Source organism: Mycobacterium sp., assembly GCF_036273375.1.
GTDB lineage: Bacteria > Actinomycetota > Actinomycetes > Mycobacteriales > Mycobacteriaceae > Mycobacterium.
In genome coordinates, this window is sequence record NZ_DASUHS010000238.1 from 38,204 (window position 1) to 64,637 (window position 26,434).

General features: G+C 66.8%; 23 protein-coding genes, 2 pseudogenes and 1 riboswitch. Of the genes and pseudogenes, 15 read left to right on the top strand and 10 right to left on the bottom strand.

Annotated features, from left to right (window positions below):
- Nucleotides 1-15: 15 nt before the first annotated feature.
- On the bottom strand, nt 16-1,089 hold the full coding sequence (locus VFW69_RS20895) for an alpha/beta hydrolase family protein (protein ID WP_526504138.1): 1,074 nt from the start codon (nt 1,087-1,089) through the stop codon (nt 16-18).
- A gap of 136 nt (nt 1,090-1,225) precedes the next feature.
- A complete protein-coding gene (locus tag VFW69_RS20900) occupies nt 1,226-1,627 on the bottom strand; it encodes a cytidine deaminase (RefSeq protein ID WP_526504140.1) in 402 nt (133 codons plus the stop codon).
- 260 nt (nt 1,628-1,887) lie between these two features.
- On the opposite strand from VFW69_RS20900, the gene sdhC reads away from it, so the two are divergent.
- From sdhC to VFW69_RS20920, 4 genes are read left to right on the top strand one after another with little or no spacing between them, the layout of a single operon-like run.
- Nucleotides 1,888-2,226, top strand: coding sequence for a succinate dehydrogenase, cytochrome b556 subunit (gene sdhC / locus VFW69_RS20905; protein WP_526504240.1), 339 nt, complete (start codon nt 1,888-1,890; stop codon nt 2,224-2,226).
- The gene (locus VFW69_RS20910) at nt 2,223-2,705 is read left to right on the top strand and encodes a succinate dehydrogenase hydrophobic membrane anchor subunit (protein WP_526504142.1); all 483 of its coding nucleotides are present in this window, start codon (nt 2,223-2,225) and stop codon (nt 2,703-2,705) included. Before sdhC ends, VFW69_RS20910 begins: the two co-directional genes overlap by 4 nt.
- A gap of 3 nt (nt 2,706-2,708) precedes the next feature.
- Complete coding sequence (gene sdhA / locus VFW69_RS20915; RefSeq protein ID WP_526504144.1) at nt 2,709-4,463, top strand: succinate dehydrogenase flavoprotein subunit; 1,755 nt, start codon at nt 2,709-2,711, stop codon at nt 4,461-4,463.
- Nucleotides 4,463-5,287 (top strand): succinate dehydrogenase/fumarate reductase iron-sulfur subunit, encoded by an 825-nt coding sequence (locus VFW69_RS20920; RefSeq protein WP_526504146.1) that lies wholly within the window; start codon nt 4,463-4,465, stop codon nt 5,285-5,287. The genes sdhA and VFW69_RS20920 overlap by 1 nt, the downstream gene beginning before the upstream one ends.
- 27 nt (nt 5,288-5,314) lie before the next feature.
- Here VFW69_RS20920 and VFW69_RS20925 read toward each other — a convergent pair whose 3' ends face one another.
- Nucleotides 5,315-5,785 carry a hypothetical protein gene (locus VFW69_RS20925; RefSeq protein ID WP_526504148.1) on the bottom strand — a complete coding sequence of 157 codons (471 nt, stop codon included), beginning with the start codon at nt 5,783-5,785 and terminating at the stop codon, nt 5,315-5,317.
- A gap of 121 nt (nt 5,786-5,906) precedes the next feature.
- Between VFW69_RS20925 and VFW69_RS20930 the strand changes: the two are divergent.
- A pseudogene (locus VFW69_RS20930) lies at nt 5,907-6,522 on the top strand (carboxymuconolactone decarboxylase family protein); the annotation flags it as partial.
- 52 nt (nt 6,523-6,574) lie between these two features.
- Here the strand turns inward: VFW69_RS20930 and sigJ are convergent.
- Nucleotides 6,575-7,489, bottom strand: coding sequence for an RNA polymerase sigma factor SigJ (sigJ, locus tag VFW69_RS20935; protein WP_526504150.1), 915 nt, complete (start codon nt 7,487-7,489; stop codon nt 6,575-6,577).
- On the opposite strand from sigJ, the gene VFW69_RS20940 reads away from it, so the two are divergent.
- Both VFW69_RS20940 and VFW69_RS20945 read left to right on the top strand, forming a co-directional pair.
- Nucleotides 7,488-8,852 (top strand): aspartate aminotransferase family protein, encoded by a 1,365-nt coding sequence (locus VFW69_RS20940; protein WP_526504152.1) that lies wholly within the window; start codon nt 7,488-7,490, stop codon nt 8,850-8,852. The genes sigJ and VFW69_RS20940 overlap by 2 nt on opposite strands.
- Before the next feature lie 10 nt (nt 8,853-8,862).
- Nucleotides 8,863-9,867, top strand: a complete 1,005-nt coding sequence (locus VFW69_RS20945; RefSeq protein ID WP_526504154.1) for an SMP-30/gluconolactonase/LRE family protein — start codon at nt 8,863-8,865, stop codon at nt 9,865-9,867.
- 6 nt (nt 9,868-9,873) lie between these two features.
- On the opposite strand, the gene VFW69_RS20950 is transcribed toward VFW69_RS20945, so the two are convergent.
- Complete coding sequence (locus VFW69_RS20950; RefSeq protein WP_526504156.1) at nt 9,874-10,107, bottom strand: hypothetical protein; 234 nt, start codon at nt 10,105-10,107, stop codon at nt 9,874-9,876.
- 323 nt (nt 10,108-10,430) lie between these two features.
- Here VFW69_RS20950 and dacB1 point away from each other — a divergent pair, with 323 nt between their 5' ends.
- From dacB1 to VFW69_RS20970, 4 genes are all read left to right on the top strand, one after another.
- Nucleotides 10,431-11,600 carry a D-alanyl-D-alanine carboxypeptidase DacB1 gene (dacB1, locus tag VFW69_RS20955; protein WP_526504158.1) on the top strand — a complete coding sequence of 390 codons (1,170 nt, stop codon included), beginning with the start codon at nt 10,431-10,433 and terminating at the stop codon, nt 11,598-11,600.
- A 3-nt stretch (nt 11,601-11,603) separates the two neighbouring features.
- Nucleotides 11,604-12,956 (top strand): sugar porter family MFS transporter, encoded by a 1,353-nt coding sequence (locus VFW69_RS20960; protein ID WP_526504160.1) that lies wholly within the window; start codon nt 11,604-11,606, stop codon nt 12,954-12,956.
- A complete protein-coding gene (gene nagA, locus VFW69_RS20965) occupies nt 12,947-14,080 on the top strand; it encodes an N-acetylglucosamine-6-phosphate deacetylase (RefSeq protein ID WP_526504162.1) in 1,134 nt (377 codons plus the stop codon). The genes VFW69_RS20960 and nagA overlap by 10 nt, the downstream gene beginning before the upstream one ends.
- Before the next feature lie 72 nt (nt 14,081-14,152).
- On the top strand, nt 14,153-14,467 hold the full coding sequence (locus VFW69_RS20970) for a DMT family transporter (protein ID WP_526504164.1): 315 nt from the start codon (nt 14,153-14,155) through the stop codon (nt 14,465-14,467).
- Here VFW69_RS20970 and yhjD read toward each other — a convergent pair.
- Together yhjD and trpS are read right to left on the bottom strand one after the other, a co-directional pair.
- Nucleotides 14,464-15,501 (bottom strand): inner membrane protein YhjD, encoded by a 1,038-nt coding sequence (yhjD, locus tag VFW69_RS20975; protein WP_526504166.1) that lies wholly within the window; start codon nt 15,499-15,501, stop codon nt 14,464-14,466. The two genes, VFW69_RS20970 and yhjD, sit on opposite strands and share 4 nt — an antisense overlap.
- Before the next feature lie 25 nt (nt 15,502-15,526).
- Nucleotides 15,527-16,546, bottom strand: coding sequence for a tryptophan--tRNA ligase (gene trpS, locus VFW69_RS20980; protein ID WP_526504168.1), 1,020 nt, complete (start codon nt 16,544-16,546; stop codon nt 15,527-15,529).
- Nucleotides 16,547-16,683: 137 nt separating this feature from the next.
- Between trpS and ephH the strand changes: the two genes are divergently transcribed.
- Nucleotides 16,684-17,481, top strand: coding sequence for an epoxide hydrolase EphH (gene ephH, locus VFW69_RS20985; protein WP_526504242.1), 798 nt, complete (start codon nt 16,684-16,686; stop codon nt 17,479-17,481).
- Here the strand turns inward: ephH and VFW69_RS20990 are convergent.
- Both VFW69_RS20990 and VFW69_RS20995 read right to left on the bottom strand, forming a co-directional pair.
- Nucleotides 17,474-18,703: an NADP-dependent isocitrate dehydrogenase gene (locus VFW69_RS20990; protein WP_526504170.1), complete on the bottom strand. Its 1,230-nt coding sequence runs from the start codon at nt 18,701-18,703 to the stop codon at nt 17,474-17,476. The two genes, ephH and VFW69_RS20990, sit on opposite strands and share 8 nt — an antisense overlap.
- 28 nt (nt 18,704-18,731) lie before the next feature.
- A complete protein-coding gene (locus VFW69_RS20995; protein WP_526504172.1) occupies nt 18,732-20,966 on the bottom strand; it encodes an NADP-dependent isocitrate dehydrogenase in 2,235 nt (744 codons plus the stop codon).
- A gap of 151 nt (nt 20,967-21,117) precedes the next feature.
- A riboswitch (SAM riboswitch) is annotated at nt 21,118-21,239 on the top strand.
- 162 nt (nt 21,240-21,401) lie between these two features.
- Here VFW69_RS20995 and VFW69_RS21000 point away from each other — a divergent pair.
- Genes VFW69_RS21000 through VFW69_RS21010 form a run of 3 tightly spaced genes read left to right on the top strand, consistent with a single transcriptional unit; the run spans nt 21,402 to nt 24,654 of the window.
- Nucleotides 21,402-22,772, top strand: a complete 1,371-nt coding sequence (locus VFW69_RS21000; RefSeq protein ID WP_526504174.1) for a bifunctional o-acetylhomoserine/o-acetylserine sulfhydrylase — start codon at nt 21,402-21,404, stop codon at nt 22,770-22,772.
- A gap of 11 nt (nt 22,773-22,783) precedes the next feature.
- Nucleotides 22,784-23,914 (top strand): homoserine O-acetyltransferase MetX, encoded by a 1,131-nt coding sequence (metX, locus tag VFW69_RS21005; protein ID WP_526504176.1) that lies wholly within the window; start codon nt 22,784-22,786, stop codon nt 23,912-23,914.
- Between the two features lie 5 nt (nt 23,915-23,919).
- Entirely contained in the window at nt 23,920-24,654 is a 735-nt protein-coding gene (locus tag VFW69_RS21010; RefSeq protein ID WP_526504244.1) for a class I SAM-dependent methyltransferase, read from the top strand.
- Nucleotides 24,655-24,818: 164 nt separating this feature from the next.
- On the opposite strand, the pseudogene VFW69_RS21015 reads toward VFW69_RS21010, so the two are convergent.
- A pseudogene (locus VFW69_RS21015) lies at nt 24,819-26,193 on the bottom strand (HNH endonuclease signature motif containing protein).
- Between the last annotated feature and the right edge of the window lie 241 nt (nt 26,194-26,434).

Genomic DNA, 26,434 nt, shown 5'->3' on the forward strand with positions numbered 1-26,434 from the left:
GTGGGTCCCGGGGGCTCAGGGTGTCGTCCCGTTCTCTTTGAGGAACGACGCGAGTGCGCCGGCGAGCTGGGTGGAGAGCGGTAGGGCCTTCGTGTAGTTGGCCGGCGTTCTGCTGGCGTCGTCCTTCAGGACATGGTCCACACCGGTCAGGTGGACATAGTCGGTCTTGGTGCCCGCGCTGGTCAGGCCGGACACCAGGTAATCGACGTCCTGGCAGGTGATCTGAAGATCGGCGTCGCTGCAGGTGACCAACACCGGCATGGCGCGCGGCAGCTTCGCGGCCAATGCCACCGGGTCGATTGCGTCTTCCTGCAACAGGGCATGCGCATTGGCGGCATTGATCACCGACTTCAGCGCCGGCGGTTCGTCGGGCGGGACCTTCCCGGTCGCGCGGAACTCTTGTATGGCGTTGTCGATCGCCGCCGTGCTTTGGGCAGCCTGCGCGGCGGTGAGCCGCCCGGACCGCACGGCCGCGTCGGCCTGGGCATGGACCTGCTGGGACACCAGGTCGAGGATGCGGCGGCTCGCCGGCTCCACCAGCCCCAGGGCCTGCACCGCGGGAGCGGTCCCGGGCGCGGCGGTGGCCAGCATCATCGCGTAGAGGGCGCCCTCGCTGTGACCGAGCACCATGAGGTGAGTCCGGTCGATGCCGGATTGGCCGGCCAGGAAGTTCAGCGCGGCGGTCGCCTCGTCTTGGAACACGCCGATATCGACCTGCGTCGGGTCCGTCGCGTAGTGGCCGAGCCCGGTCTGACCGGTGCCGAGCTTGTCGTAGCGCAAGCTGGCGACGCCATCGTTGGACAGGGTCTGCGCCAGATTGCGCAGCGTGTCGATCTGGCCCGGCATGACGGCCGAGTCACCGTTGCGATCCGTCGGCCCGCTGCCGGCGATCAACAGCGCCCCCGGCACGGCCCGGCCGTGCCCTGCCGGATGACGCAACGTGCCGTACACCGTCATATCCGCCACCGAGAATGAGACGGCGTCCTCCACCCACGACGCGGACGCCGACGCCGCGGACGAAGGTGTCGGCTTCGCGGTGGGCGATTGCGACGCGCATCCCGCCGCCGCCATTCCCGCCGCGATCAGCACCGCACCCAAGAGTCTGGGCAGCAACCTGGGCAGCGATCCCGTCGGCATCATCGGTGCGCTCCCCCGTTGCACACGGATGACGGTAAGCCGACCGCCAACGCTCAGCAAGCGGCGGCGCCCCGGTTCGCGGAGGCGTTCAGCTGCGCCCTGCGGCCAGCTCGTCGGGGCCGAAGGCGTCCGGCAGCAGGTCACCGAGCCGGCGCGGCCCGCCCGGATGGTCGATCAGCAGTTCGGGCCCGCCGTGTTCGGCCAGCACCTGGCGGCACCGACCGCACGGCATCAGCACCGAGCCCCGCCCGTCCACACACGCCAGCGCGAGTAGCCGGCCGCCGCCGGTGGCATACAGCGCGCACACCACGGCGCATTCGGCACAGAGACCAAGGCCATATGAGACGTTCTCCACATTGCACCCGGTGACCACCCGGCCGTCATCGACCAGCGCGGCCGCTCCGACCCGGAACCGCGAGTACGGTGCATAGGCACCCACAGAGACATCGATTGCCTTGTCCCGCAACATATTCCAGTCGATCTCAGGCATAACGAGACCCCGCTCACCCATCGCCGATTCCGACAGTCACCCTAGCCGCAAAACGGCATTTCCCCGTAACGGACATTGGCGCAAGCCACACCGGGTCCGAGCTAAGCTCAAGTGCCCGGCGTGACTGACGTTGAAGTCGGAAGAAGGCGGTGAGGACTGGGGTGACTACGCAACCGACAACCGCGGATCCGGCGGCACCGGTATCGGCTCCCTCGCGCAGACGCAGGCCACCGCGGACGCTGTACCGGGGCGACCCCGGCATGTGGTCGTGGGTGCTGCATCGGATCAGCGGCGCGACGATCTTCTTTTTCCTGTTCGTCCACGTTTTGGACGCCGCGATGCTGCGGGTCAGCCCGCAGACCTACAACGCCGTGATCCACGACTATCAGCTGCCCATCGTCGGCCTGATGGAATACGGCCTGGTCGCCGCGGTGCTCTTCCACGGACTGAACGGGATCCGGGTGATCCTGATCGACTTCTGGTCCGAAGGCCCACGCCACCAGCGCCTGATGTTCTGGATCGTCGGCATCGTGTTCCTGCTGCTGATGGTTCCGGCCGGCGTCGTGACGGTCATCCACATGATGGAGCACTTCCGATGAGCAGTCCGGAGGTTCAGCTGGGCTCGCAATCCCAGCGGGGCCAGGTGGCCCCGGTCAAGCAGCGCCTCTACGACCGCCCCGCCAGCCTGGACAACCCCCGCTCGCCACGGCGGCGGGCCGGCATCCCCAACTTCGAGAAGTTCGCCTGGCTGTTCATGCGGTTCTCCGGGATCGCGTTGTTCGTGCTGGCGATCGGGCACCTGTTCATCATGCTGATGTGGGATGACGGCGTTTACCGCATCGACTTCAACTACGTGGCCCAGCGCTGGGCGTCGCCGTTCTGGCAGTTCTGGGACTTGGCGCTGCTGTGGCTGGCGCAACTGCACGGCGGCAACGGCCTGCGCACCATCATCGACGACTACAGCCGCAAGGACAGCACAAGGTTCTGGCTCAACAGCCTGCTGCTGTTGTCAATGGGGTTCACCTTGGTGCTGGGCACCTACGTGCTGCTGACTTTCGACCCGAATATCGGAGGCTGACCCGTGATCTCCCAACACCGATACGACGTGGTGATCGTCGGCGCGGGGGGTGCCGGCATGCGGGCCGCGGTGGAGGCGGGTCCGCGGGTGCGCACCGCGGTGCTGACCAAGCTCTACCCCACCCGCAGCCACACCGGCGCCGCCCAGGGCGGCATGTGCGCGGCGCTGGCCAACGTCGAAGAGGACAACTGGGAATGGCACACCTTCGACACCGTCAAGGGCGGCGACTACCTCGCCGACCAGGACGCCGTGGAGATCATGTGCAAGGAAGCCATCGACGCGGTGCTCGACCTGGAGAAGATGGGGATGCCGTTCAACCGCACCCCCGAGGGCCGTATCGACCAGCGCCGCTTCGGCGGACACACCCGCGACCACGGCAAGGCCCCGGTGCGCCGGGCCTGTTACGCCGCCGACCGCACCGGCCACATGATCCTGCAGACGCTGTACCAGAACTGTGTGCGGCACGACGTGCAGTTCTTCAACGAGTTCTATGCGCTGGACCTGGTGCTCACCCAGACCCCGAGCGGGCCGGTGGCCACCGGGGTGGTCGCCTACGAGCTGGCCACCGGCGACATCCACGTCTTCCACGGCAAGGCTGTGGTGCTCGCCACCGGCGGTTCGGGCCGAATGTACAAGACCACCTCCAACGCGCACACGCTGACCGGTGACGGCATCGGCATCGTCTTCCGCAAGGGACTTCCGTTGGAGGACATGGAGTTTCACCAATTCCATCCGACCGGCCTGGCGGGCCTGGGCATTTTGATCTCCGAGGCGGTGCGCGGGGAGGGCGGCCGGCTGCTCAACGGCGAGGGCGAGCGTTTCATGGAGCGTTACGCCCCGACGATCGTCGACCTGGCACCGCGCGACATCGTCGCCCGCTCCATGGTTTTGGAGGTTTTGGAGGGACGCGGCGCCGGGCCGCACAAGGACTACGTCTACATCGACGTCCGCCACCTCGGTGAGGACGTGCTGGAGGCCAAGCTGCCCGACATCACCGAGTTCGCCCGCACCTATCTGGGTGTGGACCCGGTGCACGAGTTGGTCCCCGTCTACCCGACCTGTCACTATGTGATGGGCGGCATCCCCACCACCATCACGGGACAGGTGTTGCGGGACAACACTTCTACGGTGCCAGGCCTGTACGCGGCCGGTGAGTGCGCGTGCGTTTCGGTGCACGGAGCCAACCGGCTGGGCACCAATTCGCTGCTGGACATCAACGTGTTCGGTCGCCGGGCCGGCATCGCCGCGGCCAATTACGCGCGGGGGCACGACTTCGTGGACATGCCGCCGGACCCGGCGGCGATGGTCGTCGGCTGGGTCGGCGACATCCTCTCCGAGCACGGCAACGAGCGCGTCGCCGACATCCGCATCGCGTTGCAGCAGTCGATGGACAACAACGCCGCGGTGTTCCGCACCGAAGAGACGCTCAAGCAGGCGCTCACAGACATCCACGCGCTGAAGGAGCGGTACGCGCGAATCAGCGTGCACGACAAGGGGAAACGATTCAACAGCGACCTATTGGAGGCCATCGAGCTGGGCTTCCTGCTGGAACTCGCCGAGGTCACCGTGGTCGGCGCTTTGAATCGCAAGGAGTCTCGCGGTGGCCACGCCCGCGAGGACTACCCCAACCGCGACGACGTCAACTTCATGCGCCACACCATGGCCTACAAGCAGGGCAGCGACCTGCTGAGCGACATCGCGCTGGATTTCAAGCCGGTGGTGCAGACGCGCTATGAACCCAAAGAACGGAAGTACTGATGGCCGACAGCGTCGGAACCGAAGAGGAAGCCGAGGTCGAGACCAGCCTGGAGCCGCCGCTGCCGGCGATTCCCGACGGGGCGGTGATGGTGACCGTCAAGATCGCCCGCTTCAACCCCGACCAGCCCGACGCCTTCGCGGAAACCGGTGGCTGGCAGAGCTTTCGGGTGCCGTGCCTGCCCAGCGACCGGATGCTCAACCTGCTGATCTACATCAAGAGCTACCTGGACGGGACGCTGACGTTCCGGCGCTCCTGCGCGCACGGGGTGTGCGGCTCGGACGCCATGCGCATCAACGGTGTCAACCGCCTGGCCTGCAAGGTGCTGATGCGCGACCTGCTACCCAAAAGTAGGCCGGGCAAGCGCCACAAAACCTTGACCATCACGGTCGAGCCGATCCGTGGGCTGCCGGTGGAGAAGGACCTGGTGGTCGACATGGAGCCGTTCTTCGACGCCTACCGGGCGGTGAAGCCGTACCTGATCACGACCGGCAACCCGCCGACCCGCGAACGCATCCAGAGCCCGACCGACCGGGCCCGCTACGACGACACCACCAAGTGCATCCTGTGCGCGGCGTGCACCACCAGTTGCCCGATCTTCTGGCACGAGGGCAGCTACTACGGCCCGGCGGCGATCGTCAACGCGCACCGGTTCATCTTCGACAGCCGCGACGAGGCCGCCGCGGAGCGCCTGGACATCCTCAACGAGGTCGACGGCGTATGGCGGTGCCGCACCACGTTCAACTGCACCGAGGCCTGTCCGCGCGGCATCCAGATCACCAAGGCGATCCAAGAGGTCAAGCGCGCGATCATGTTCTCGCGCTAGACGGCTTCGCGGCCGCGTGTCGTCGGATCAGGGCTTTGACTCGCCCCGCCGAGCACCCGCCACGTGTCCCGGGCCGACGCCGTCGTCGTCGCGGTCGGATTCCGGCATCTCCGAAGCCGGTTGTTCGTCTGCCGGAGACTGAGTCGCACCGCCAGGGGTGTTCGCCGGGCTGGGTGACTTGTAATCGGAATCCGCCTCGGGGCTCGTCGCGCCTGTGCCTTCGGGGGTGCTCGTGGCACTTTGTTGGCGTCCCTCGTATGGCGGGATCGCACTCCCCGTGTCTTGCGGAGGCAACTCGCCCGTGCCGCCGTAGGTGTCCGACGCGGTCGGATCGCTCATAGGCGGATTCGCGTCTTCGTCTACGGTTCCGGCCGGACGGTCCCCCTGGCCCCGTTCGGGAGTGTCCGTGCCGGTGTCGCGCACGCCGCTACCCAACTCGGGGTCATCGAAGTGTTCCAGCCTCGTATTGTCCGACTGTTGATCATCTTGAGAGGTCATAACCTGTCTCCTCACCCTCTCGTTACCCTGCCGCACCGGTTGGCGTGGCGAGGGTGAGAGTCGAGTACCCGGACCTATTGACGGGAAACACCTGCTCACGCCGATCGGACCGACCGTGCCGTCACACATTGCGGTCCCGCCTCGTCTGAGGCGGTATGACACAGAAAACTCGCATCGAGCCTCTGCCGCCCAAGCGCACCGGATTGCTGACCCGGATTATGTACCGGATCGCCAAGCGGCGCTATGGCCAAGTTCCCGAACCCTTCACCGTCACCGCGCATCATCGCGGGCTGATGATCGCCGGCGCCATGCACGAGACCATGCTGGACCGGGCGTCGAAGACGCTGCCGGTCAGCGTGCGCGAACTCGCGGTGTTCTGGACCGCCCGCACGGTCGGCTGCTCGTGGTGTGTCGACTTCGGGTCCATGCTGCAGCGCCTGGACGGCCTGGACATCCAGCGCCTGAAGGAGATCGACGACTACGCCAGCGGGGCGGCATTCAGTGACGACGAGCGCGCCGCCATCGCCTACGCCGACGCGATGACCACCGATCCCCACACCGTCACCGACGAGCAGGTCGCCGATCTGCGGGCCCGCTTCGGTGATGCCGGGGTGATCGAGCTGACCTATCAGATCGGGGTGGAGAACATGCGGGCGCGGATGAACACCGCGCTGGGCATCACCGAGCAGGGCTTCAATTCCGGTGACGCCTGCCGGGTTCCCTGGGCCAGCGACGATCGCAAGCGCGGCGTAGCCGGGCGCAGCGGGTCGTCGCCATCGGCCACGGAGCTCAACCAGCCCGCAGCGGGGAGCCGGTGAATTTGTCGGGGTTGGCGACATCCCATAGGGCGCAGACCTTTCCGTCGCGCACCGTCGCCGCCATGATCCGCGGCATCATCTCGCGATACCCGTCACTGGCGGGGCAGCCGGTCGTGTAGCCGCCCAGCTCGCCGTTGACCAGCCCCAGCTGATACGAGGTGAACATCGCCGGGCCGTAGCGCTGGGCCAGGCCGAAGAAGAATCGGGCCACCTTGTCCGCGCCGTGGATGACGTTGATTGCGGTGGGCGCCTTGCCATTCGCGTCGCCGGTCAGGATCACGTCGGGGTGCAGCAACGCCACCACGGCTTCCAGATCGCCGGATGCCATGGCGGCCAGCAACTTTCCGACCACTTCGTCGTGCGCCGGATCGGGTTTGGGTGGGGCCTCGGCCGCGACGGCCTTGCGGGCCCGCGACGCCAGCTGCCGGGCGGCGGCCTCGTTGGTTCCCAGTACCTGTGCCACCTCCGCGAACGGCACGGCGAACCCGTCGTGCAACACGAAGGCAACCCGCTGATCGGGTGACAGCCGCTCCAGCACCACCATCGCCGCGAACCGCGCGTCCTCGCCGGCCACCACCGCGGACAGCGGATCGGCCGCGTCGAACCCGGTGACCACCGGCTCGGGCAGCCAGTTTCCGGTGTAGGTCTCGCGTCGATGCGCGGCCGAACGCAACCTGTCCAGGCCCAGCCTGCTCACCACCGTGGTAAGCCAGGCCCGCAGGTCGGTGATCTCTGTTCCCTTTTTGGGATCCTGCCGGTGCCAGCGCAGCCAGGCGTCCTGGACGATGTCCTCGGCATCGGCCACCGTCCCGGTGAGCCGGTAGGCGACCGACATGAGATGGGGCCGTAGCGACTCAAACTCGCTGACCTGCTGCGCTGCGGTCATGTCGTCGAGCCTAGCGTTAGGCTCCAACAACATGACAGATCACCTCTGGCTGCACTTCGCCCGGCATGGCCCGGACATCACGCCGCCGATCATCACCCGCGGCGAGGGTGTCACCATCTTCGACGACCGCGGCAAGAGCTACCTCGACGGCCTGTCCGGACTGTTCACCGTGCAGGTCGGCCACGGCCGCACCGAACTCGCCGAGGCCGCCGCCCGCCAGGCCGGCACGCTGTCGTTCTTCCCACTGTGGGGGTACGCGACTCCCCCCGCGATCGAGCTCGCCGAACGCCTCGCCGGCTACACGCCCGGCGATCTGAACCGGGTCTTCTTCACCACCGGCGGCACCGAGGCCGTCGAGACCGCGTGGAAACTGGCCAAGCAGTACTTCAAGCTCACCGGCAAACCCGGTAAGCACAAGGTGATTTCGCGCGCGGTCGCCTACCACGGCACCACTCAGGGCGCCCTCGCGATCACCGGGCTACCGAAATACAAGGCACCGTTCGAGCCGGTCACGCCCGGCGGTTTCCGGGTGCCCAACACCAACTTCTACCGCGCGCCCGAGCCGTTCGGAACCGATCCGAAGGCCTTCGGGAAATGGGCCGCCGACCGGATCGCCGAGGCCATCGAGTTCGAGGGCCCCGACACCGTGGCCGCGGTGTTCCTGGAGCCGGTGCAGAACGCGGGTGGCAGCATCCCGCCTCCCCCAGGGTATTTCGAGCGGGTGCGCGAGATCTGCGACGAATACGATGTGCTGCTGGTCTCCGACGAGGTGATCTGCGCGTTCGGCCGGATCGGGTCGATGTTCGCCTGCGACGACTTCGGCTACGTGCCGGACATGATCACCTGCGCCAAGGGAATGACGTCGGGCTACTCACCGATCGGCGCCATGATCGCCAGCGAGAGGTTGTTCGAACCGTTCAACGACGGCGCCACCATGTTCCCGCACGGGTATACCTTTGGCGGCCATCCGGTTTCGGCCGCCGTGGGGCTGGCCAACCTCGATATCTTCGAGCGTGAGGGCCTCAATGATCACGTCCGGACCCACGCGCCCGCCCTCCGAGCCACCCTGGAAAAACTCTACGACCTGCCCATCGTCGGCGACGTGCGCGGCGAGGGTTTCTTCTACGGCGTGGAGCTGGTCAAGGACAAGGCGACCAAGCAGACCTTCACCGACGACGAACGCCGCACGCTGCTCGGCCAGGTGTCGTCGGCGCTGTTCGAGGCCGGGTTGTACTGCCGCACCGACGACCGCGGCGATTCCGTCATCCAGCTGGCGCCGCCGCTGATCAGCGGCCAGGCCGAATTCGACACCATCGAAGCCATCGTGCGTGAGGTGCTGACGCGGGCCCAAGCGCGGCTCTAAAGTCCTGGGCATGGCCCGCAAACCCCCGATCCACCCGGTGCGGTGGCAGCCGCCGCCGGTCGAGAAGTTGCCCGATATGCCGGACCCGCGCGTCACCGTCGTCCCGCTGCCCGGCAACGGTCCCGAGGATGTCGTCGTCGACGCGGCCGGCCAATTGTGGACGGGCCTCGAGGACGGGCGCATCGTGCGGCTTTCCCCCGGCTCCGACGACCCCACGGTCGTCGCCGACACCGGCGGGCGGCCGCTCGGCCTGCACATCGCCCGCGATGGCCGGGTCCTGATCTGCGACAGCCATCGCGGATTGCTCGCACTGGACCCGGACAGCGGCACGCTGGACGTGCTCGCGGAATCGGTGGCCGGCAGACGGCTCAAGTTCTGCTCCAATGTCATCGAAACAACCGACGGGACAATCTATTTCACCGAGTCGACGAGCGACTTTCATTTCGAGCACTTCACCGCCCCCATCGTGGAGGCCCGCGGGCGCGGCGGGTTGTTCCGGCTCGGCACGGACGGCACCGTCAGCACGCTGGTCGACGGGCTGTACTTCGCCAACGGGCTCACGCCGACGGTCGACGGGTCGGCGCTGGTCTTCGCCGAGACGCAGGCGCGCCGGCTGTCGAAGTACTGGCTGAGCGGGCCGCAGGCCGGATCGGTGACGCCGTTGGCGGTGCACCTGCCCGGCATGCCCGACAACCTGTCCACCGGCGCCGACGGCCGCATCTGGACAGCGATGGTCAGCGAAGCGAACGCGTCGCTGGAGTGGATGCTGCCGCGCGCCCCGATCATTCGCAAGCTGGTGTGGCGACTGCCCGAACGGCTGCAACCGCAGATCAAGCCGGAGATCTGGGCGGTCGCGTTCGATCCGGACAGCGGTGCGCCCGTCGCCGGCCTGCGCACCCGGCATCCGGAGTTCGGCTCGGTCACCGGCCTGGTCGAGGCGGCCGGCAAGCTGTGGATGAGCACGATCAGCTTCCCGGCCGTCGCTCATGTGGACCTTGCGGCCACCACGCTGTGAGCCTCGCTAACCGGCGGGCACCCGCCTGACCGCGTCGGCGGCCATCACCACCTCACGTGCGTGCGTGGCGGTCGGGTTGTGCCCGAACCGCGATACGGCGTTGCACAGCCAGGCCAGCGCCGACCGCAGCTCCGGGTCGGTGGCGGCGTCACGGTGCAGCTTCAGCTCCGCCAACACCTGGTCGAACCCGGAACGTCGTACCTGCGTTGCCTTCTCGACCTGCTTGAGCAGATCGTTCAACGCTCGCGGGCCGACACCGGGCGAAACGCCCGCGCCGCCACGATTCCGCCGCCAGGCGGACCAAAACCGATCGCGTGAAATGGCAAAACCCCTCCGAATTCAGTGCGGTGGGTGGCTTTCGGGCTGACCGCGTGCCCAGCGTATCGCGGCTTCGCCGGCGCCGCCCAGTAACTTCCGTCTCACCAGTCACAGCGCGGCTGCTCGGATTCGGGCCGCCGATCGCATACTGTGCACAGACGATGACCCTGTTACGTTCCGCATCATGCCTGGCAGCGGCGCTTTTCCTAATGGCCGCCCCGGTCACGTTGGCAGCACCGGCAACGATGCCGCTCGCGAAGGCTGAACCCGGTGCCGAACCCAATGCCGCCCCGGCGAACTGCCCGTACAAGGTGAACACCCCGGCCGCGGTGGACTCGTCGGAGGCTCCCACCGCCGGCGACCCGCCGATCCCGCTGGCGGTGCCCGCCAAGCCGGTCGGCGGTGACGCACTGGGCAGCTGCGGCATCGTCGCCGCGCCGAATACGCCGGCGCTGCCGAACGACGTCTCCGCGGACGCCTGGCTGGTGGCGGACCTGGACAGCGGCGCGGTCATCGCGGCCAAGGACCCGCACGGTCGGCACCGCCCGGCCAGCATCATCAAGGTGCTGGTCGCGATGGCCTCCATCAACGCCCTCAACCTGAACAAGTCGGTCCCCGGAACCGCCGACGACGCCGCCGCCGAGGGCACCAAGGTCGGCGTCGAAGATGGTGGCGTCTTCACCGTCAATCAACTGCTGCACGGGCTGCTGATGCACTCCGGCAACGATGCCGCCCACGCGCTGTCCATGCAGCTGGGCGGCATGCAGCAGGCGCTGGAGAAGATCAATGTGCTGGCCGCCAAGCTCGGTGGCCAGGACACCCGGGCGGCGTCGCCGTCGGGGCTGGATGCGCCCGGCATGAGCACCTCGGCTTATGACATCGGGCTGTTCTACCGCTACGCCTGGCAGAGCCCGACGTTCGCCGACATCGTCGCGACGCGGACCTTCAACTTTCCCGGCCACGGCGACCACCCGGGCTACGAGCTGGAGAACGACAACCAGCTGCTCTACAAGTATCCCGGCGCACTCGGCGGCAAGACCGGTTACACCGACGACGCGGGCCAGACGTTCGTGGGTGCGGCCAATCACGACGGACGACGCCTGGTGGCGGTGCTGCTGCACGGGACGCGGGTGCCGATCGCGCCGTGGGAACAGGCCGCGCACCTGCTGGACTACGGCTTCTCCACGCCACAGGGCACACAGGTCGGCTCGCTGATCGCGCCCGACCCGTCCCTGGCGCCGGCCAAGCACGACGCCGCCGCGGACCCGCTCGCCAATAACGCTGCCGCCGGCGGGATCATCGGATCCGCGGACGCCATGCCGATCCGGGTGGGCGTGGCGGTGATCGGCACCATCGTGGTGTTCGCGCTGATCATGATGGCCCGCTCGATGAACCGCCGACCGCAACACCGCTGAGCCGTGCCCATCGGATCGCGGCGCGGACTGCTGGTCGCGCTGACCGCTGCCAGCGTGGGCATCATCTACGGCTACGACCTGTCCATCATCGCCGGGGCGCAGTTGTTCGTCACCGAGGACTTCGGATTGTCCACGCGCCAGCAGGAACTGCTGACGACGATGGTGGTGATCGGCCAGATTGCCGGGGCGCTCGGCGCCGGAGTGCTGGCCAACGTGATCGGGCGGAAAAGGTCGGTGGTGCTGATCCTGTTCGCCTACGCGGCTTTCGCGCTGCTGGCCGCGTTCTCGGTCTGTATGCCGATGTTGCTGACGGCGCGGTTGCTGCTGGGGCTGACCATCGGCGTGACGGTGGTGGTGGTCCCGGTCTTTGTGGCGGAATCGGCGCCGACGGCGGTGCGGGGTTCGCTGCTGACGGCCTATCAGCTGGCGATCGTCAGCGGCCTGATCGTCGGCTACCTGACCGGTTACCTGCTGGCCGGCACTCACAGCTGGCGGTGGATGCTGGGGCTGGCCAGCGTGCCCGCAGTGTTGTTGCTGCCGTTGGTGATTCGGATGCCCGACACGGCCCGATGGTACGTGCTGAAGGGCCGGATGGACGACGCCCGGCGGGCACTGCTGCGGATCGAGCCCACCGCGCGCGTAGACGACGAGCTCGCCGAGATCGGCCGCGCGTTGAGCGAGGCCCCGCCCGGGACCGGGGGCGCGTCCTCCGAGATGCTGCGGCCCCCGTATCTGCGGGCCACCGTTTTCGTGGTCGTCCTCGGCTTTTTGATCCAGATCACCGGCATCAACGCGATCATCTATTACAGCCCCCGAATCTTTCAGGCCATGGGCTTCACCGGCAATTTCGCGTTGCTGGGACTGCCCGCGCTGCTTCAGGTCGCCGGGTTGGCGGCCGTCGGCGTCGCGCTGCTGTTGGTCGATCGGGTGGGCCGGCGGCCAATCCTGTTGTGGGGCACCGCCATGATGATCGTCGCCGACGTCGTGCTGATGGCCGTGTTCGGACAGGGTTTCGGCGGCACGATCGCCGGGTTCGCCGGCATCCTGCTGTTCATCTTCGGCTACACCATGGGCTTCGGCTCCCTGGGCTGGGTGTACGCCAGCGAAAGCTTCCCGTCCCGGCTACGCTCGATCGGGTCGAGCACCATGTTGACCTCCAACCTGGTGGCTAACGCCATCATCGCCGCGGTTTTCCTGAGCCTGCTCCATTCACTGGGCGGCGCAGGGACTTTCGCGCTGTTCGCGGCGCTCGCGGCCGTCGCGTTCGTCTTCGTGTACCGGTACGCGCCGGAAACCAAGGGCCGCCAGCTCGAGGACATCCGCCACTTCTGGGAAAACGGCGGCCGATGGCCGTGATCGCCGCGGGCACCATGGTGCTCGGCGGTCAGGTCTGCCACCCCGGCTGGCTGCAGACCTCCGGCAGACGGATCGCGGCCTGCTCGCCCGGCCCCCCGCCCCGCCCGGCCGACTTCGACTTCCCCGATTGCACCGTGGTGCCGGGCTTTATCGACATGCACGTGCACGGCGGCGGGGGTGCCTCCTACACCGACGCCGGCGGCATCGTCGATGCCGCCGCGTTCCACCTGCGGCACGGCACCACCACCACGCTGGCCAGCCTGGTGACCGCCTCGCCGTCCGAACTGCTGGGCGGGGTGCGCGCGCTCGCCGAAGCCACCCGGCGGGGCATCATCGCGGGTGTCCACCTAGAGGGGCCGTGGCTGAGCCGGGCACACTGCGGAGCCCACGACCGCACCCAGATGCGTCACCCGGACGCCGCAGAGATCGACGCGGTGCTGGCCGCGGGCGACGGCACGATCCGAATGGTGACGCTGGCACCCGAGCTACCGGGGGCCGACGCGGCGATCAGGCGTTTCGTGGACGCGGGAGTCGTTGTGGCGGTGGGACATACCGATGCCACCTACGAGCAGACCAGGGACGCCGTCGCGCTGGGTGCAACCGTCGGTACGCATCTGTTCAACGCGATGCCGCCGCTGCACCATCGCGCGCCCGGCCCGGCGCTGGTCCTGCTGCAGGACCCGCGAGTGACCGTCGAGGTGATCGCCGACGGTGTGCACCTGCACCCCGACGTGGTGAAGGCGGTGATCGCGGCGGCGGGAGCGGACCGCGTCGCCATGATCACCGACGCGATCGCCGCGGCGGGTCGCACCGACGGCGCGTTTCGGCTCGGCGCGGTGCCCATCGATGTCGTCACCGGTGTCGCACGAGTGCACGGGACGTCGACGATCGCGGGCAGCACCGCCACCATGGATCGGCTGTTCCGCACGGTGCATACCGATGCCGGCCTGGCCGCCGCGGTGCAGACGACCGCCGCGACGCCGGCGCGAGCACTTGGCCTGCAGCGAGTGGGCGTTCTGCGCGCCGGTTACGACGCCAATCTCGTTGTGCTGGATCAGCGTTTAGCCATATTGGACGTCATGGTGCGCGGCGCCTGGCGCGGCCGTCCGTCGGATGTTTGTTAGCATCGAGCCCGTCGGCACCCGACACCAGGCCCGTACCCGGCCAGCGACAAGACGGCGCCGGGGAGGTGCGTGATGGCCTGGCTCGTCTTGATTGCGTCGGGGATCCTGGAGGCGGTGTGGGCGAGCGCCCTGAACAAATCCGATGGCTTCTCCCGGCTCGGGCCGTCGCTGGTATTCCTTGTCGCCGTGGCACTTTCGATGACCGGATTGGCGATCGCCATGCGCACTTTGCCGGTTGGAACCAGTTATGCGGTCTGGGTCGGCGTCGGGGCGGTGCTCACAGTCGGCTACGCGATGCTGATCGGTGACGAACCGGCGTCGTTGATCAAGCTGGTGCTGATCGGCGGGATCGTGGCCTGCGTCGCGGGCCTGAAGCTGGTCGGCTAGCGATCGCGGCGGGTCAAGCGGGCGATTCGGGAAAGTGTCAGGGCACCAACGGCTCCCAGCGCCATCGCGGTCAGCGTCTGGCGGGTACCCCGGCCCTCGTCTATTTGCACGCGCGGCGCGATGATCGCCGGGGCCGGAGGGGCGACGGGTTGGCTGCGCGGATCATTCGAGGCCGTCGCCGCCCACGCCGCGCAGAACAGGACGAGGTAGGCCGTGATGTAAGCGAACACCATCAATCCCAGCACCGGGCCGAAGGTCGCGCCCGCCGGGCTGCGCAGCACCGCCTTGAGATAGATGGAGGCGACCTGTTTGAACACCTCGAAGCCGATCGCCGCGATCAGCCCGGCCCGCATCGAATCGAGGAGGCTGACCTTTTCGCGGGGCAGGCGGGCGATCATCCAGGTGAACAGCAGCCACGACACCAGCGTCGCGATCAGAATCGAGAACAGCCAGAAGAGCCAGTCGAACACCACAAACTGCGGTATGCCAAGCCATTTCAACAGCGCGGCCATGGGCGCAGCATGGCCGAAGGTGGTCAGCGCGACGGTGGCCACGATGATCGCGAACGTCCCCATCATCGCCAGCAGATCGGAGAACTTGTTGCGCACGAAGCCCGGCGACTCGATGTGTTGGTCCCACCACATCTCCGTCAGCGCCTGGCGCAGGTGCGATATCCAGCCCAGTCCCGCCCACACCGCGGTGGCCAAACCGATCACGCCGACCGACGTCCGGGCGTCGATCGCCGAGTTCATCAACTCCTGCAGCTGATTACCCAGCGTGCCGGTCACCTGGGAGCGGATGTGGTCGTCGATGCTGCTCAGCAGCTGGGGCCTGCGGGCGAGCACGAACCCGAAGGCCGCGAAACCGACCATGAGCAAAGGGAACAACGCGAAAATCGTGTAATAGGTGAGGCCGGCCGCAAAGAACCCGCCGTTGCGCTCGTCGAAACGCTGGTAGGCGCGAATGACGTGATCGATCCACCCGTAGCGGGCCCGCAACCGATCAAAAACGCCCGCCTTGGCCGGCTCGCTCATCGCACGACTCCAAAGGGAAGCGGTACTAGCTCCGTTGTGGAAGAAACCCAAGCCGATCGTAAACCCGCTGAACCGTTTTCCCGGCCACATCGTTGGCCTTTTCCGCCCCGGACGCGAGCACGGCCTCCAATTCGGCGAGATCGGCGGTCAGTTCGTCGACTCGGGCCTTGATGGGGGCGACGAACTCGAGAACCGCCTCGGCGGTGTCCTTCTTCAAATCGCCGTAACCCCTTCCGGCATAGCCTCCCACGAGCTCATCGATCCCGACGCCGGTGATCGCGGACTGGATGCTGAGCAGATTGGACACGCCCGGTTTGGCCTCGGTGTCGAAGCGGATCTCGCGCTCGCTGTCGGTGACCGCCGAGCGAATCTTCTTGGCCGACACCGCCGGGTCGTCGAGCAGGTTGATCAGCCCGGCATCGGTGGCCGCCGACTTGCTCATCTTCGACGTCGGATCGGCTAAGTCGTAGATCTTCGCGGTGGCCTTGGGAATGAGCATGTCCGGCACCACGAACGTCTCCGGGAAGCGGCTGTTGAACCGCTCGGCGATGTCGCGCGCCAATTCGAGATGCTGACGCTGGTCTTCACCCACCGGCACCAGATCGGTGTCGTAGGCGAGCACGTCGGCCGCCTGCAGCACCGGGTAGGTGAACAACCCCACGGTGGTGAAGTCGGCGCCCTGGCGCAGCGACTTGTCCTTGAACTGCGTCATCCGCGACGCCTGCCCGAAGCCGGTGAAGCAGCCCAGTACCCAGGCCAGCTGGGTGTGGGCGGGCACCTGGCTCTGCACGAACACGGTGCTGCGGGCCGGGTCGATGCCGAGTGCCAGATACTGGGCGGCGGTGATCAAGGTGCGGCGGCGCAGCGACTCCGGATCCTGGGCGACGGTGATGGCATGCAGGTCGACCACGCAGAAGAACGCGTCATGGTCGTCCTGCAGCGAGACCCACTGCTTGAGGGCGCCCAGCGCATTACCCAGGTGAAGCGAATCGGAGGTGGGCTGCACGCCGGAGAAAATCCGGCGTGATCCGGTAGCGGTGCTCATGATGAACCGATCTTTTCACGCGCAACCGTTGGGGCCGCACAGACCGACCCCCGATGTTGCGGTACCCGCGGTACCGCATTTAATGTCGGGTTATGACGACTCGTTCGCCGATCCACCTTGGTTCCGGAGAGCCGGTCCTGATGCTGCACGGATTCCTGATGTCGCAGACGGTGTGGGATCCGGTCGCGCCGCGGCTGGCCGAGACGGGTCGCTTCGAGGTCTTCGCCCCCACCATGGCCGGGCACAACGGCGGGCCCTATGCGGGCACCTGGCTGCTGAGTTCGTCGGTGCTGGCCGACCATGTCGAGCGCCAGCTCGACGAGCTCGGCTGGGAAACCGCCCACATGGTGGGCAACTCGCTGGGCGGCTGGGTGGCCTTCGAACTCGAGCGGCGCGGGCGTGCGCGCAGCGTGACCGGCATCGGCGCGGCGGGCGGATGGACGCGGTGGAGCCCGGTGAAATTCGAGGTCATCAGCAAGTTCATCGCGGGCATGCCCGTCCTGGCGCTGGCCCGGCTGTTCGGCCAGCGCACCATGAAGCTGCCGCTGAGCCGGCGGCTGGCGACCCTGCCGCTCACGGCGACGCCGGACGGCATCAGCGAGGATCAGCTGTCCGTCGTCATCGACGACGCCGCGCACTGCCCCGCGTACTTCCAGCTGCTGGCCAAGTCGCTGCTGAATCCCGGCCTGCTGCAGTTGGCCGACACCGCGGTGCCGGTCCAGCTGGTGCTGTGCGAGAAGGACCGGGTGGTGCCCGCGAGCAGATTCAATCGGCACTTCACCAACTTCCTGCCCCCGGGCACCAAGATCACCAAGCTCGACGGCGTCGGTCACGTGCCGATGTTCGAGGCCCCCGACCGGGTCGCCGCGACCATCTCCGAGTTCATCGACGAGTGCGGCACCGGGGCCCACCGGCAGCAACCACCGGCTAGCTAGCCAGCCGCTTTTCCAGGTTTTCCGCGATCGAGTCGAGGAATTCCTCGCTGTGCTGCCACTTTTGGTCGGGGCCGATGAGGATGGCCAGGTCCTTGGTCATCTTCCCGCCCTCGACGGTGGACACCACCACGTTCTCCAGGGTCTGCGCGAACTCCGTCACCTCGGGGGTGTCGTCCAGCTTGCCGCGGTGCGCCAGTCCGCGCGTCCAGGCGAAGATCGAGGCGATCGGGTTGGTCGAGGTCGGCTTGCCGGCCTGATGCTGCCGGAAGTGCCGGGTGACGGTGCCGTGCGCGGCCTCGGCCTCGACCGTCTTGCCGTCGGGGGTCATCAGCACCGACGTCATCAGCCCCAGTGAGCCGTAGCCCTGCGCGACGAGGTCTGACTGCACGTCGCCGTCGTAGTTCTTGCAGGCCCACACATACCCGCCCTCCCACTTCAGGCACGCCGCGACCATGTCGTCGATCAACCGGTGCTCGTAGGTCAGTCCCTCGGCCTCGAACTGGTCGGAGAACTCCTCGTCGTAGACGCGCTGGAACTCGTCTTTGAACATGCCGTCGTAGGCCTTGAGGATGGTGTTCTTGGTGGACAGGTACACCGGCCACTTGGCGTTCAGCCCGTACTTCAACGAGGCGCGGGCGAAGTCCCGGATGGACTCCCTGAAGTTGTACATCCCCATCACGACGCCGCCGTCTTCAGGGATGGACACCACCTCGTGCACCATGGGTTCGCCGCCGTCGGCGGGGGTGAATGTGATTGCGACGGTGCCGGGTTTATCGACCTCGAAGTTGGTCGACCGGTACTGGTCGCCGAACGCGTGGCGGCCGATGACGATTGGCTTGGTCCAGCCCGGTACCAGCCGCGGCACGTTCGAGATCATGATGGGCTCGCGGAAGATGGTGCCGCCCAGAATGTTTCGAATTGTCCCGTTGGGCGAGGGCCACATCTTCTTGAGATCGAACTCTTCGACACGGGCCTCGTCGGGAGTGATGGTCGCGCACTTGACACCAACGCCGTACTTCTTGATGGCGTCGGCCGCGTCGATGGTCACCTGGTCGTCGGTGCGGTCGCGGTGCTCGATGCCCAGGTCGTAGTAGTCCAGATCGATGTCGAGGTGCGGCAGGATCAGCATGTCCTTGATCGACTTCCAGATGACGCGGGTCATTTCGTCACCGTCGAGCTCTACGACGCGACCTTTGACCTTGACCTTGGCTTCGCCTGCCATGTCGAGTCCGGCTTCCTGCTCGGGGGCCCTAGCCTGTCGAAGCCGCTAGCGCCTCATTGAAGGTCTTGCTCGGGCGCATGATCGCCGTCGTCTTTTCGGTGTCTGGCCGGTAGTAGCCGCCGATGTCGACAGCCTCGCCCTGCGCCTCGGCCAGTTCGGACACGATGGCGTCCTCGTTTTCGCTCAACGAATCGGCCAGAGCGGCGAAGTGCTTGCGCAACTCGTCGTCGTCGGAATTCGCCAGTTCGGCCGCCCAGTACAGGGCCAGGTAGAACTGGCTGCCGCGGTTGTCAAGTTCACCGGTCTTGCGCGACGGGCTCTTGTTGTTCTCCAGCAGCTTGCCGATCGCGGCATCCAGCGTCTTGCCCAGGACCTTGGCGCGCTCATTGTCGGTCTTGATGCCGATATCTTCGAAACACGCTCCGAGAGCAAGGAATTCACCCAGGGAATCCCAGCGCAGATGGTTCTCCTCGACGAGTTGGTGGACGTGCTTGGGCGCCGAACCGCCCGCGCCGGTTTCGTACATTCCGCCGCCGGCCATCAGCGGCACGATGGACAGCATCTTGGCGCTGGTACCCAGCTCCAGGATCGGGAACAGGTCGGTGAGGTAATCGCGCAGGATGTTGCCGGTCGCGGCGATGGTGTCCTGCCCGCGCATCGCGCGCTCGATCGTGTACCTCATGGCCCACACCTGCGGCATGATCTGGATCTCCAGGCCCTCGGTGTCGTGTTCCTTCAGGCACGCCTTGACCTTCTTGCGCAGCTCGACCTCGTGCGGCCGCTCGGTGTCCAGCCAGAACAACACCGTCATACCGGAGTTCCTCGCCCGGGTGACCGCGAGCTTGACCCAGTCGCGGATCGCTTCGTCCGTGACGATGGGCATGCGCCAGATGTCGCCCTCCTCGACGTTCTGGGTCAGCAGAACTTCCCCCGTGTCGAGGTCGACGATGTTGGCGACACCGTCCTCGGGAATCTCGAACGTCTTATCGTGCGAGCCGTACTCCTCGGCCTGCTGCGCCATCAGGCCGACGTTGGGAACCGTGCCCATCGTCCGCGGATCGAACGCGCCGTGGGTCTTACAGAAGTTGATGATCTCTTGATAGATACGGGAGAAGGTGGACTCGGGGTTGACGGCCTTGGTGTCCTTCTGGCGCCCGTCGGCGCCCCACATCTTGCCGCCCGCGCGGATCATCGCCGGCATCGACGCATCGACGATCACGTCGCTGGGCGAATGGAAGTTGGTGATGCCCTTGGCGGAATCGACCATGGCCAGCTCGGGGCGGTGTTCGTGGCAGGCGTGCAGGTCGCGGATGATCTCCTCGTGCAGCGACGCGGGCAGCGACTCGATCTTGTTGTAGAGATCGACCAGTCCGTTGTTGACGTCGACGCCGAGCTCGTCGAAGAGTTCCTGGTGCTTGGCGAAAGCGTCCTTGTAGAAGATCTTCACCGCGTGACCGAAGACGATGGGGTGCGACACCTTCATCATCGTCGCCTTGACGTGTAGCGAAAACATCACGCCGGTCTCGTAGGCGTCCTGCATCTGCTCCTCGTAGAACTCGACGAGGGCCTTCTTGCTCATGAACATGGAATCGATGACGTCGCCCTCGCGCAGCTCGACCTTGGCCTTCAGCTCAAGGGTCTCCCCGCTCTTGGTCTCCAGCACCATCTTCACGTCGCGCGCGCGGTCCAGCGTCATCGACTTCTCACCGTGGTAGAAGTCGCCGTGCCGCATGGTCGCCACGTGAGTGCGCGATGCCGGCGACCAGTCCGCCATGCTGTGCGGGTGCTTGCGGGCGTATTCCTTGACGGCCTTGGGCGCACGCCGGTCCGAGTTGCCCTGCCGCAGTACCGGATTCACCGCGCTACCGAGGCACTTGGCGTAGCGCGCGCGGATCTCCTTGTCCTCGTCCGTCTTTGGACTCTGCGGAAGGTCCGGGATCTTGTATCCCTTCCCCTGCAACTCCTTGACGGCGGCGATCAGCTGGGGGACCGAGGCGCTGATGTTCGGCAGCTTGACGATGTTGGTGTCGGCGAGCTCCGTCAGCCGGCCCAGTTCGCCCAAGTTATCCGGCACCCGCTGCTCTTCGGTCAGATGATCGGGGAACTCCGCCAGAATTCGGGCGGCCACGGAGATGTCACTGGACCTGATCTCGATGCCCGCCGGCTCGGCGAAGGCGCGCACGATCGGCAGGAACGCGTAGGTCGCCAGCAGCGGCGCTTCGTCGGTCAGTGTGTAGATGACGGTCGGCTGTTCGGCGCTCACGGTCCCTCTCCCGGCGGCAATGATGGGTTGGAAATTTTGGGGGCTCAGCGTTCTGACTGCCACGTTAGCAAGGGTGTTTGGACACGTGTCGACCTGCACGTGCACCGCGATAGTTGGCACCGACTCGGCACAGTACGATAATCTTCGTATTGGTCATGAGCGCCAGCATCAAGCCCCGGCTTGCTGGCCGGCAACCCTCCAACCGCGGTGGGGTGCCCCGGGTGATGACCAGGTTGAGTAGCCAAACGACCGGCTATCCGGCAAGCGCGGGTCCGCCATGACGGGCCCCTGAGTAGACAGGGAAACGTGATGTGCATTCTCCCGGCCTTTGCGCGCCTCATCGTGTGTCGCTGCTAACCCGTGGCGCCGGCTGACGCCCCATTCCGGCGTCCCGGCCGTCGATTAGCAGATTCCCTACCAGCAGAAAGCAACCCCGTGACCTCCGACAACGCCGATCACGACACCGACCCGACCGCAAATTGGTCGTTCGAGACCAAGCAGGTGCACGCCGGCCAGCAGCCGGACACGGCCACCAGTGCCCGCGCCCTGCCGATTTACCAGACCACGTCGTACACCTTCGACGACACCACGCACGCCGCCGCCCTGTTCGGGCTGGAAGTGCCGGGCAACATCTACACCCGGATCGGCAACCCGACCACCGATGTCGTCGAGCAGCGCGTCGCCGCGCTCGAGGGCGGGGTGGCGGCGCTCTTCCTGAGCTCCGGACAGGCCGCTGAGACCTTCGCCATCTTGAACCTGGCTTGTGCCGGCGATCACATCGTCTCGAGCCCGCGGCTGTATGGCGGGACATACAACCTGTTCCACTATTCGCTGGCCAAGCTCGGCATCGAGGTCACCTTCGTGGCGGACCCCGACGACCTGGATTCGTGGCAGGCCGCGGTCCGGCCGAACACCAAAGCCTTCTTCGGCGAGACCATCTCCAACCCGCAGATCGATGTGCTGGACATCCCGGGGGTCGCCGGGGTCGCGCACACCAACGGCGTTCCGCTGATCGTCGACAACACCATCGCCACGCCGTACCTGATCCAGCCGTTCTCCCACGGCGCCGACATCGTCGTGCACTCCGCCACCAAGTACCTCGGCGGCCACGGCTCGGCGATCGCCGGGGTCATCGTCGACGGCGGCACCTTCGACTGGACGCAGGGCCGCTTCCCGGGATTCACCACCCCTGACCCGAGCTACCACGGCGTGGTGTTCGCCGAGCTCGGCCCGCCGGCCTACGCGCTCAAGGCGCGCGTGCAGCTGCTGCGCGACCTCGGTTCGGCCGCTTCGCCGTTCAACGCGTTCCTGGTCGCCCAGGGCATCGAGACGCTGAGCCTGCGCATGGAGCGCCACGTCTCCAACGCGCAGCGCGTGGCCGAGTACCTGGCCGGCCATGAGGGAGTGGTGTCGGTCAACTATGCGGGCCTGCCCGGCTCGCCCTGGCATGAGCGGGCAAAGAAGCTGGCGCCCAAGGGAACCGGCGCGGTGTTGGCCTTCGAGCTGGCCGGCGGTGTCGAGGTCGGCAAAGCGTTCGTGAACGCGCTGAAGCTGCACAGCCATGTGGCCAACATCGGCGACGTGCGCTCGCTGGTGATCCACCCGGCGTCCACGACGCACGCCCAGCTGAGCCCGCAGGAGCAGCTCAGCACCGGGGTCAGCCCCGGGCTGGTCCGCCTGGCCGTGGGCATCGAGGGGATCGACGACATCCTCGCCGACCTGGAGCTCGGCTTTGCCGCGGCACGCAAGCTCGGTGCGACGGCGGGGGCGTCCGGCACCGATCCGCAAGCCGTGGCGGCATTTTGAGGAGGCCCGCGGTGACGATCTCCGACGCTGCGACCCAGCCGCTGCCGGCCGAAGGCGAGACCGGCGTGGTGCGGATCGGCTCACTGACCACCGAAAGCGGCGCGGTGATCGACGATGTCTGCATCGCCGTCCAGCGTTGGGGGGAGTTGTCCCCGAGCCGCGACAACGTGGTGGTGGTGCTGCACGCACTTACTGGTGATTCGCACCTGACCGGACCCGCCGGGCCGGGACATCCCACGCCTGGTTGGTGGGACGGTGTTGCCGCGCCGGGTGCCCCGATCGACACCAACCGCTGGTGTGCGGTGGTCACCAATGTGCTGGGCGGTTGCCGCGGCTCCACCGGGCCGAGCTCGGTTGCCCCGGACGGAAAGCCATGGGGCTCTAGATTTCCACAGATCACGGTGCAGGATCAGGTCGCGGCGGACGTCGCCGCGCTGGCAGCGCTTGGCATCGACCGGGTTGCCGCCGTCGTCGGCGGATCCATGGGCGGGGCAAGGGCTTTGGAGTGGATCGTCGCCCAGCCCGACCGGGTTCGGGCCGGGTTGGTGATAGCGGTCGGCGCGCGCAGCACCGCCGACCTGATCGGCCACCTGACTACGCAGATATCGCTGATCCAGGCAGACCCGGACTGGCAGGGCGGCGACTATTACGGCACCGGGCGTAAACCAGACACTGGAATGGCGCTCGCCCGGCAATTCGCCCACTTGACTTACCGCGGCGAGCTGGAGCTCGACACCCGGTTCGGCAACGGCAGCCAGGGTGGCGAAGATGCGGCGAACGGCGGCCGCTACGCGGTGCAAAGCTACCTGGAATATCAGAGCGACAAGCTGGTCGACCGCTTTGACGCCGGCAGCTACGTGGCTTTGTCGGACTCGATGACCAGCAACGACGTGGGCCGCGGCCGCGGCGGAGTCCGAAAAGCATTGAGCGAGTGTCCGGTACCGGTCGTGATCGGCGGCATCACCAGTGACCGGCTTTACCCGCTGCGTCTGCAGGAAGAGCTGGCTGAGCTGCTGCCGGGCTGCGCCGAACTGGACATCATCGAGTCCATCTACGGGCACGACGGATTCCTGATCGAAGCCGACGCAGTCAACGAATTGATTGGGAAAACCCTCAAACTGGCCGATGAGCAAGGCGCGTGACGACTGTGACCCGTTCTCGCCAGGACCGCTCCCTATCGTTTGGCTCGGCGGCCGCGGCTTATGAGCGTGGGCGTCCGTCTTATCCCCCGGAAGCGATCGACTGGCTGTTGCCGGTCGGGGCGCGCCAGGTGCTCGACCTGGGTGCCGGCACCGGGAAGCTGACGACGCGGCTGGTGGAACGCGGCCTGGACGTGGTGGCCGTCGACCCCATCCAGGACATGCTGGAGGTGCTGCGTACCTCGCTGCCGGAGACCCAATCGCTGCTGGGCACGGCGGAGGAGATTCCGTTGGAGGACAACAGCGTTGACGTGGTGCTGGTGGCACAGGCCTGGCATTGGGTGGATCCGGAGCGCGCGATTCCGGAGGTGGCGCGTGTGCTGCGGCCCGGCGGGCGGCTGGGACTGGTGTGGAACACCCGCGACGAACGGCTCGGCTGGGTGCGAGAACTAGGTCAGATCATCGGCAGCGACGGCGACGGCGGCCGCACCCAGGTGACGCTGCCCGAGCCCTTCGCCGACCTGGCGCATCATCGGGTCGAATGGACGAGTTACCTTACGCCGCAAGCATTGATCGACCTTGTTGCATCGCGCAGCTATTGCATCACCTCGCCGACCGAGGTCCGCACCCAAACGCTCGACCAGGTGCGTCGATTGCTGGCCACCCATCCGGCGCTGGCGAATTCGACGGGCCTGGCGCTGCCCTATGTCACGATGTGCACCCGGGCGACACTGGGAGGCTGACCGAAGGTCAGGGTGCCCGTCGATGATCCCCGGCACGCATGGGTGCTGCAGTGGGCAGGTCAGGCCGCATTTGACGGCGACGATCTCGCCGCATCAGCACTCTCGAGATGATCCACGATGAAATCGTTTGCGGAAGCTTGCTTCCCAGGAATTCCAAAGGCGAGTTACCACTCGTCGTCGTCTTCATCGCGAAGGAGTTTCTCGGGGTGATGGAACGTGTTGATTCGCGGCTGGCCTCGGTCCAAGTGCGCGGGCGGGATCCATTCGGTGTCGCCCCTGGCATTCTTGCGGGTGGTCCAGCCTCCCGGTTGCAGGAGGCGGTGGTGAGGTCCGCAGGCGAAGGTCAAGTCGTTGACGTCTGTGCTGTGACACTTGGCGTAGTCGGTGACGTGGTGGACTTGGCAGTAGTAGCCGGGCGTGGTGCATCCAGGCGCCGAGCACCCATGGTCCTTGGCGTACAAGACAATTCGCTGCCCGGGTGAGGCCAGCCGCTTGGTGTGATAGAGCGCCAACGCCTTGCCCTGGTCGAAGATCGCCAAGTAGTGGCCGGCGTGGCGGGCCAGGCGGATCACATCGCTCATCGGCAGGATGGTGCCGCCGCCGGTCAATCCCCTGCCGGCCGCGGCTTCGAGCTCATTGAGCGTGGTGGTGACGACGATGGCGGCCGGCAAGCCGTTGTGCTGACCCAACTTTCCGGAGGCCAGCAGTGCGCGCAGCCCTGCGTTGAGGCCGTCATGGTTGCGTTGCCCGGCTGATCGAGGGTCGTGGTCGATACCGTCGCGGGTGGGTGCCCCGTCCACGCACGGCGTCTCGTCGAAGGGGTTGCACATGCCCGGTGCGGCCAGCTTGGCCAGCACGGCTTCCAGGGTGGCACGCAGTTCGGGGGTCAGCCATCCGCGAAGCGCGGACATGCCGTCGGATTCTTGGTTGCCCAGCGTCAGCCCGCGGCGGCGGGTCCGGTCCTCGTCGCTGAACGTCCCGTCGGGGTTGAGGCAATCGGCCAGTGTGTCAGCCAGCCCGGCCAACTGCTCGGGCCGATACTGACTGCCTTGCTTGGCCAGATCGGATTCGGCGCGCTCCCGGGTGAGCTGGTCGACCCAGCCGGGGAGATGATGCCAGAAGCGGCGGATCACGGCGACCTGCCCGGCTCCCAGCGTGCCCTCGCGCTGCGCCGTGGCGGTGCCCGCCAGTGCCGGTGCAATGGGCTCGCCGGTCAGTCCGAGGCGAGGTCCCAGGTCGGCGGCTTCTTTGATGCGCCGCGAGGCTTCGGCGCGGCTGATCAAGGTCCAGTCGGCGAGCGCGTGGGAAAGTTTGCCGCCGAGTTCCACCGGGCTGGCTTGGCGGGCAACGTGATTGATTAATTGATGCTCGGTGACCGGCAGCCGTCGGCGCACCTTCTCGAGGCGCTTCAAGAGTGCCAGGCACTCTCGCGGCGTCAACGCGTCGAAAACTCAAATCCCCTACGCCGTCGAGCGCGTCATCGAGGGCATCGAAGGCCGATATGATCGCGTCCCGATCGATGATGCCACCCGAGCTCATACAGCGAAACTATCCGAGCCCACCGACAAAACGGACGCCTGTGCCGCCACAGATTCACACTCGCGCAAAAACTTTCGCGCAAGTATCCACCCCAGAACATCAGCCGGTTGGAGTTGGCGAGTTACTTCACGCCGCACGCATGATCCGGCTTATCGCTTCCGCAGCTGCTCCATCACCTCACCAGATCTTCGGTTCGAGCCGCCCGCGTTCAGATCACGGTGTGGCGTCGATCTGCCACCCG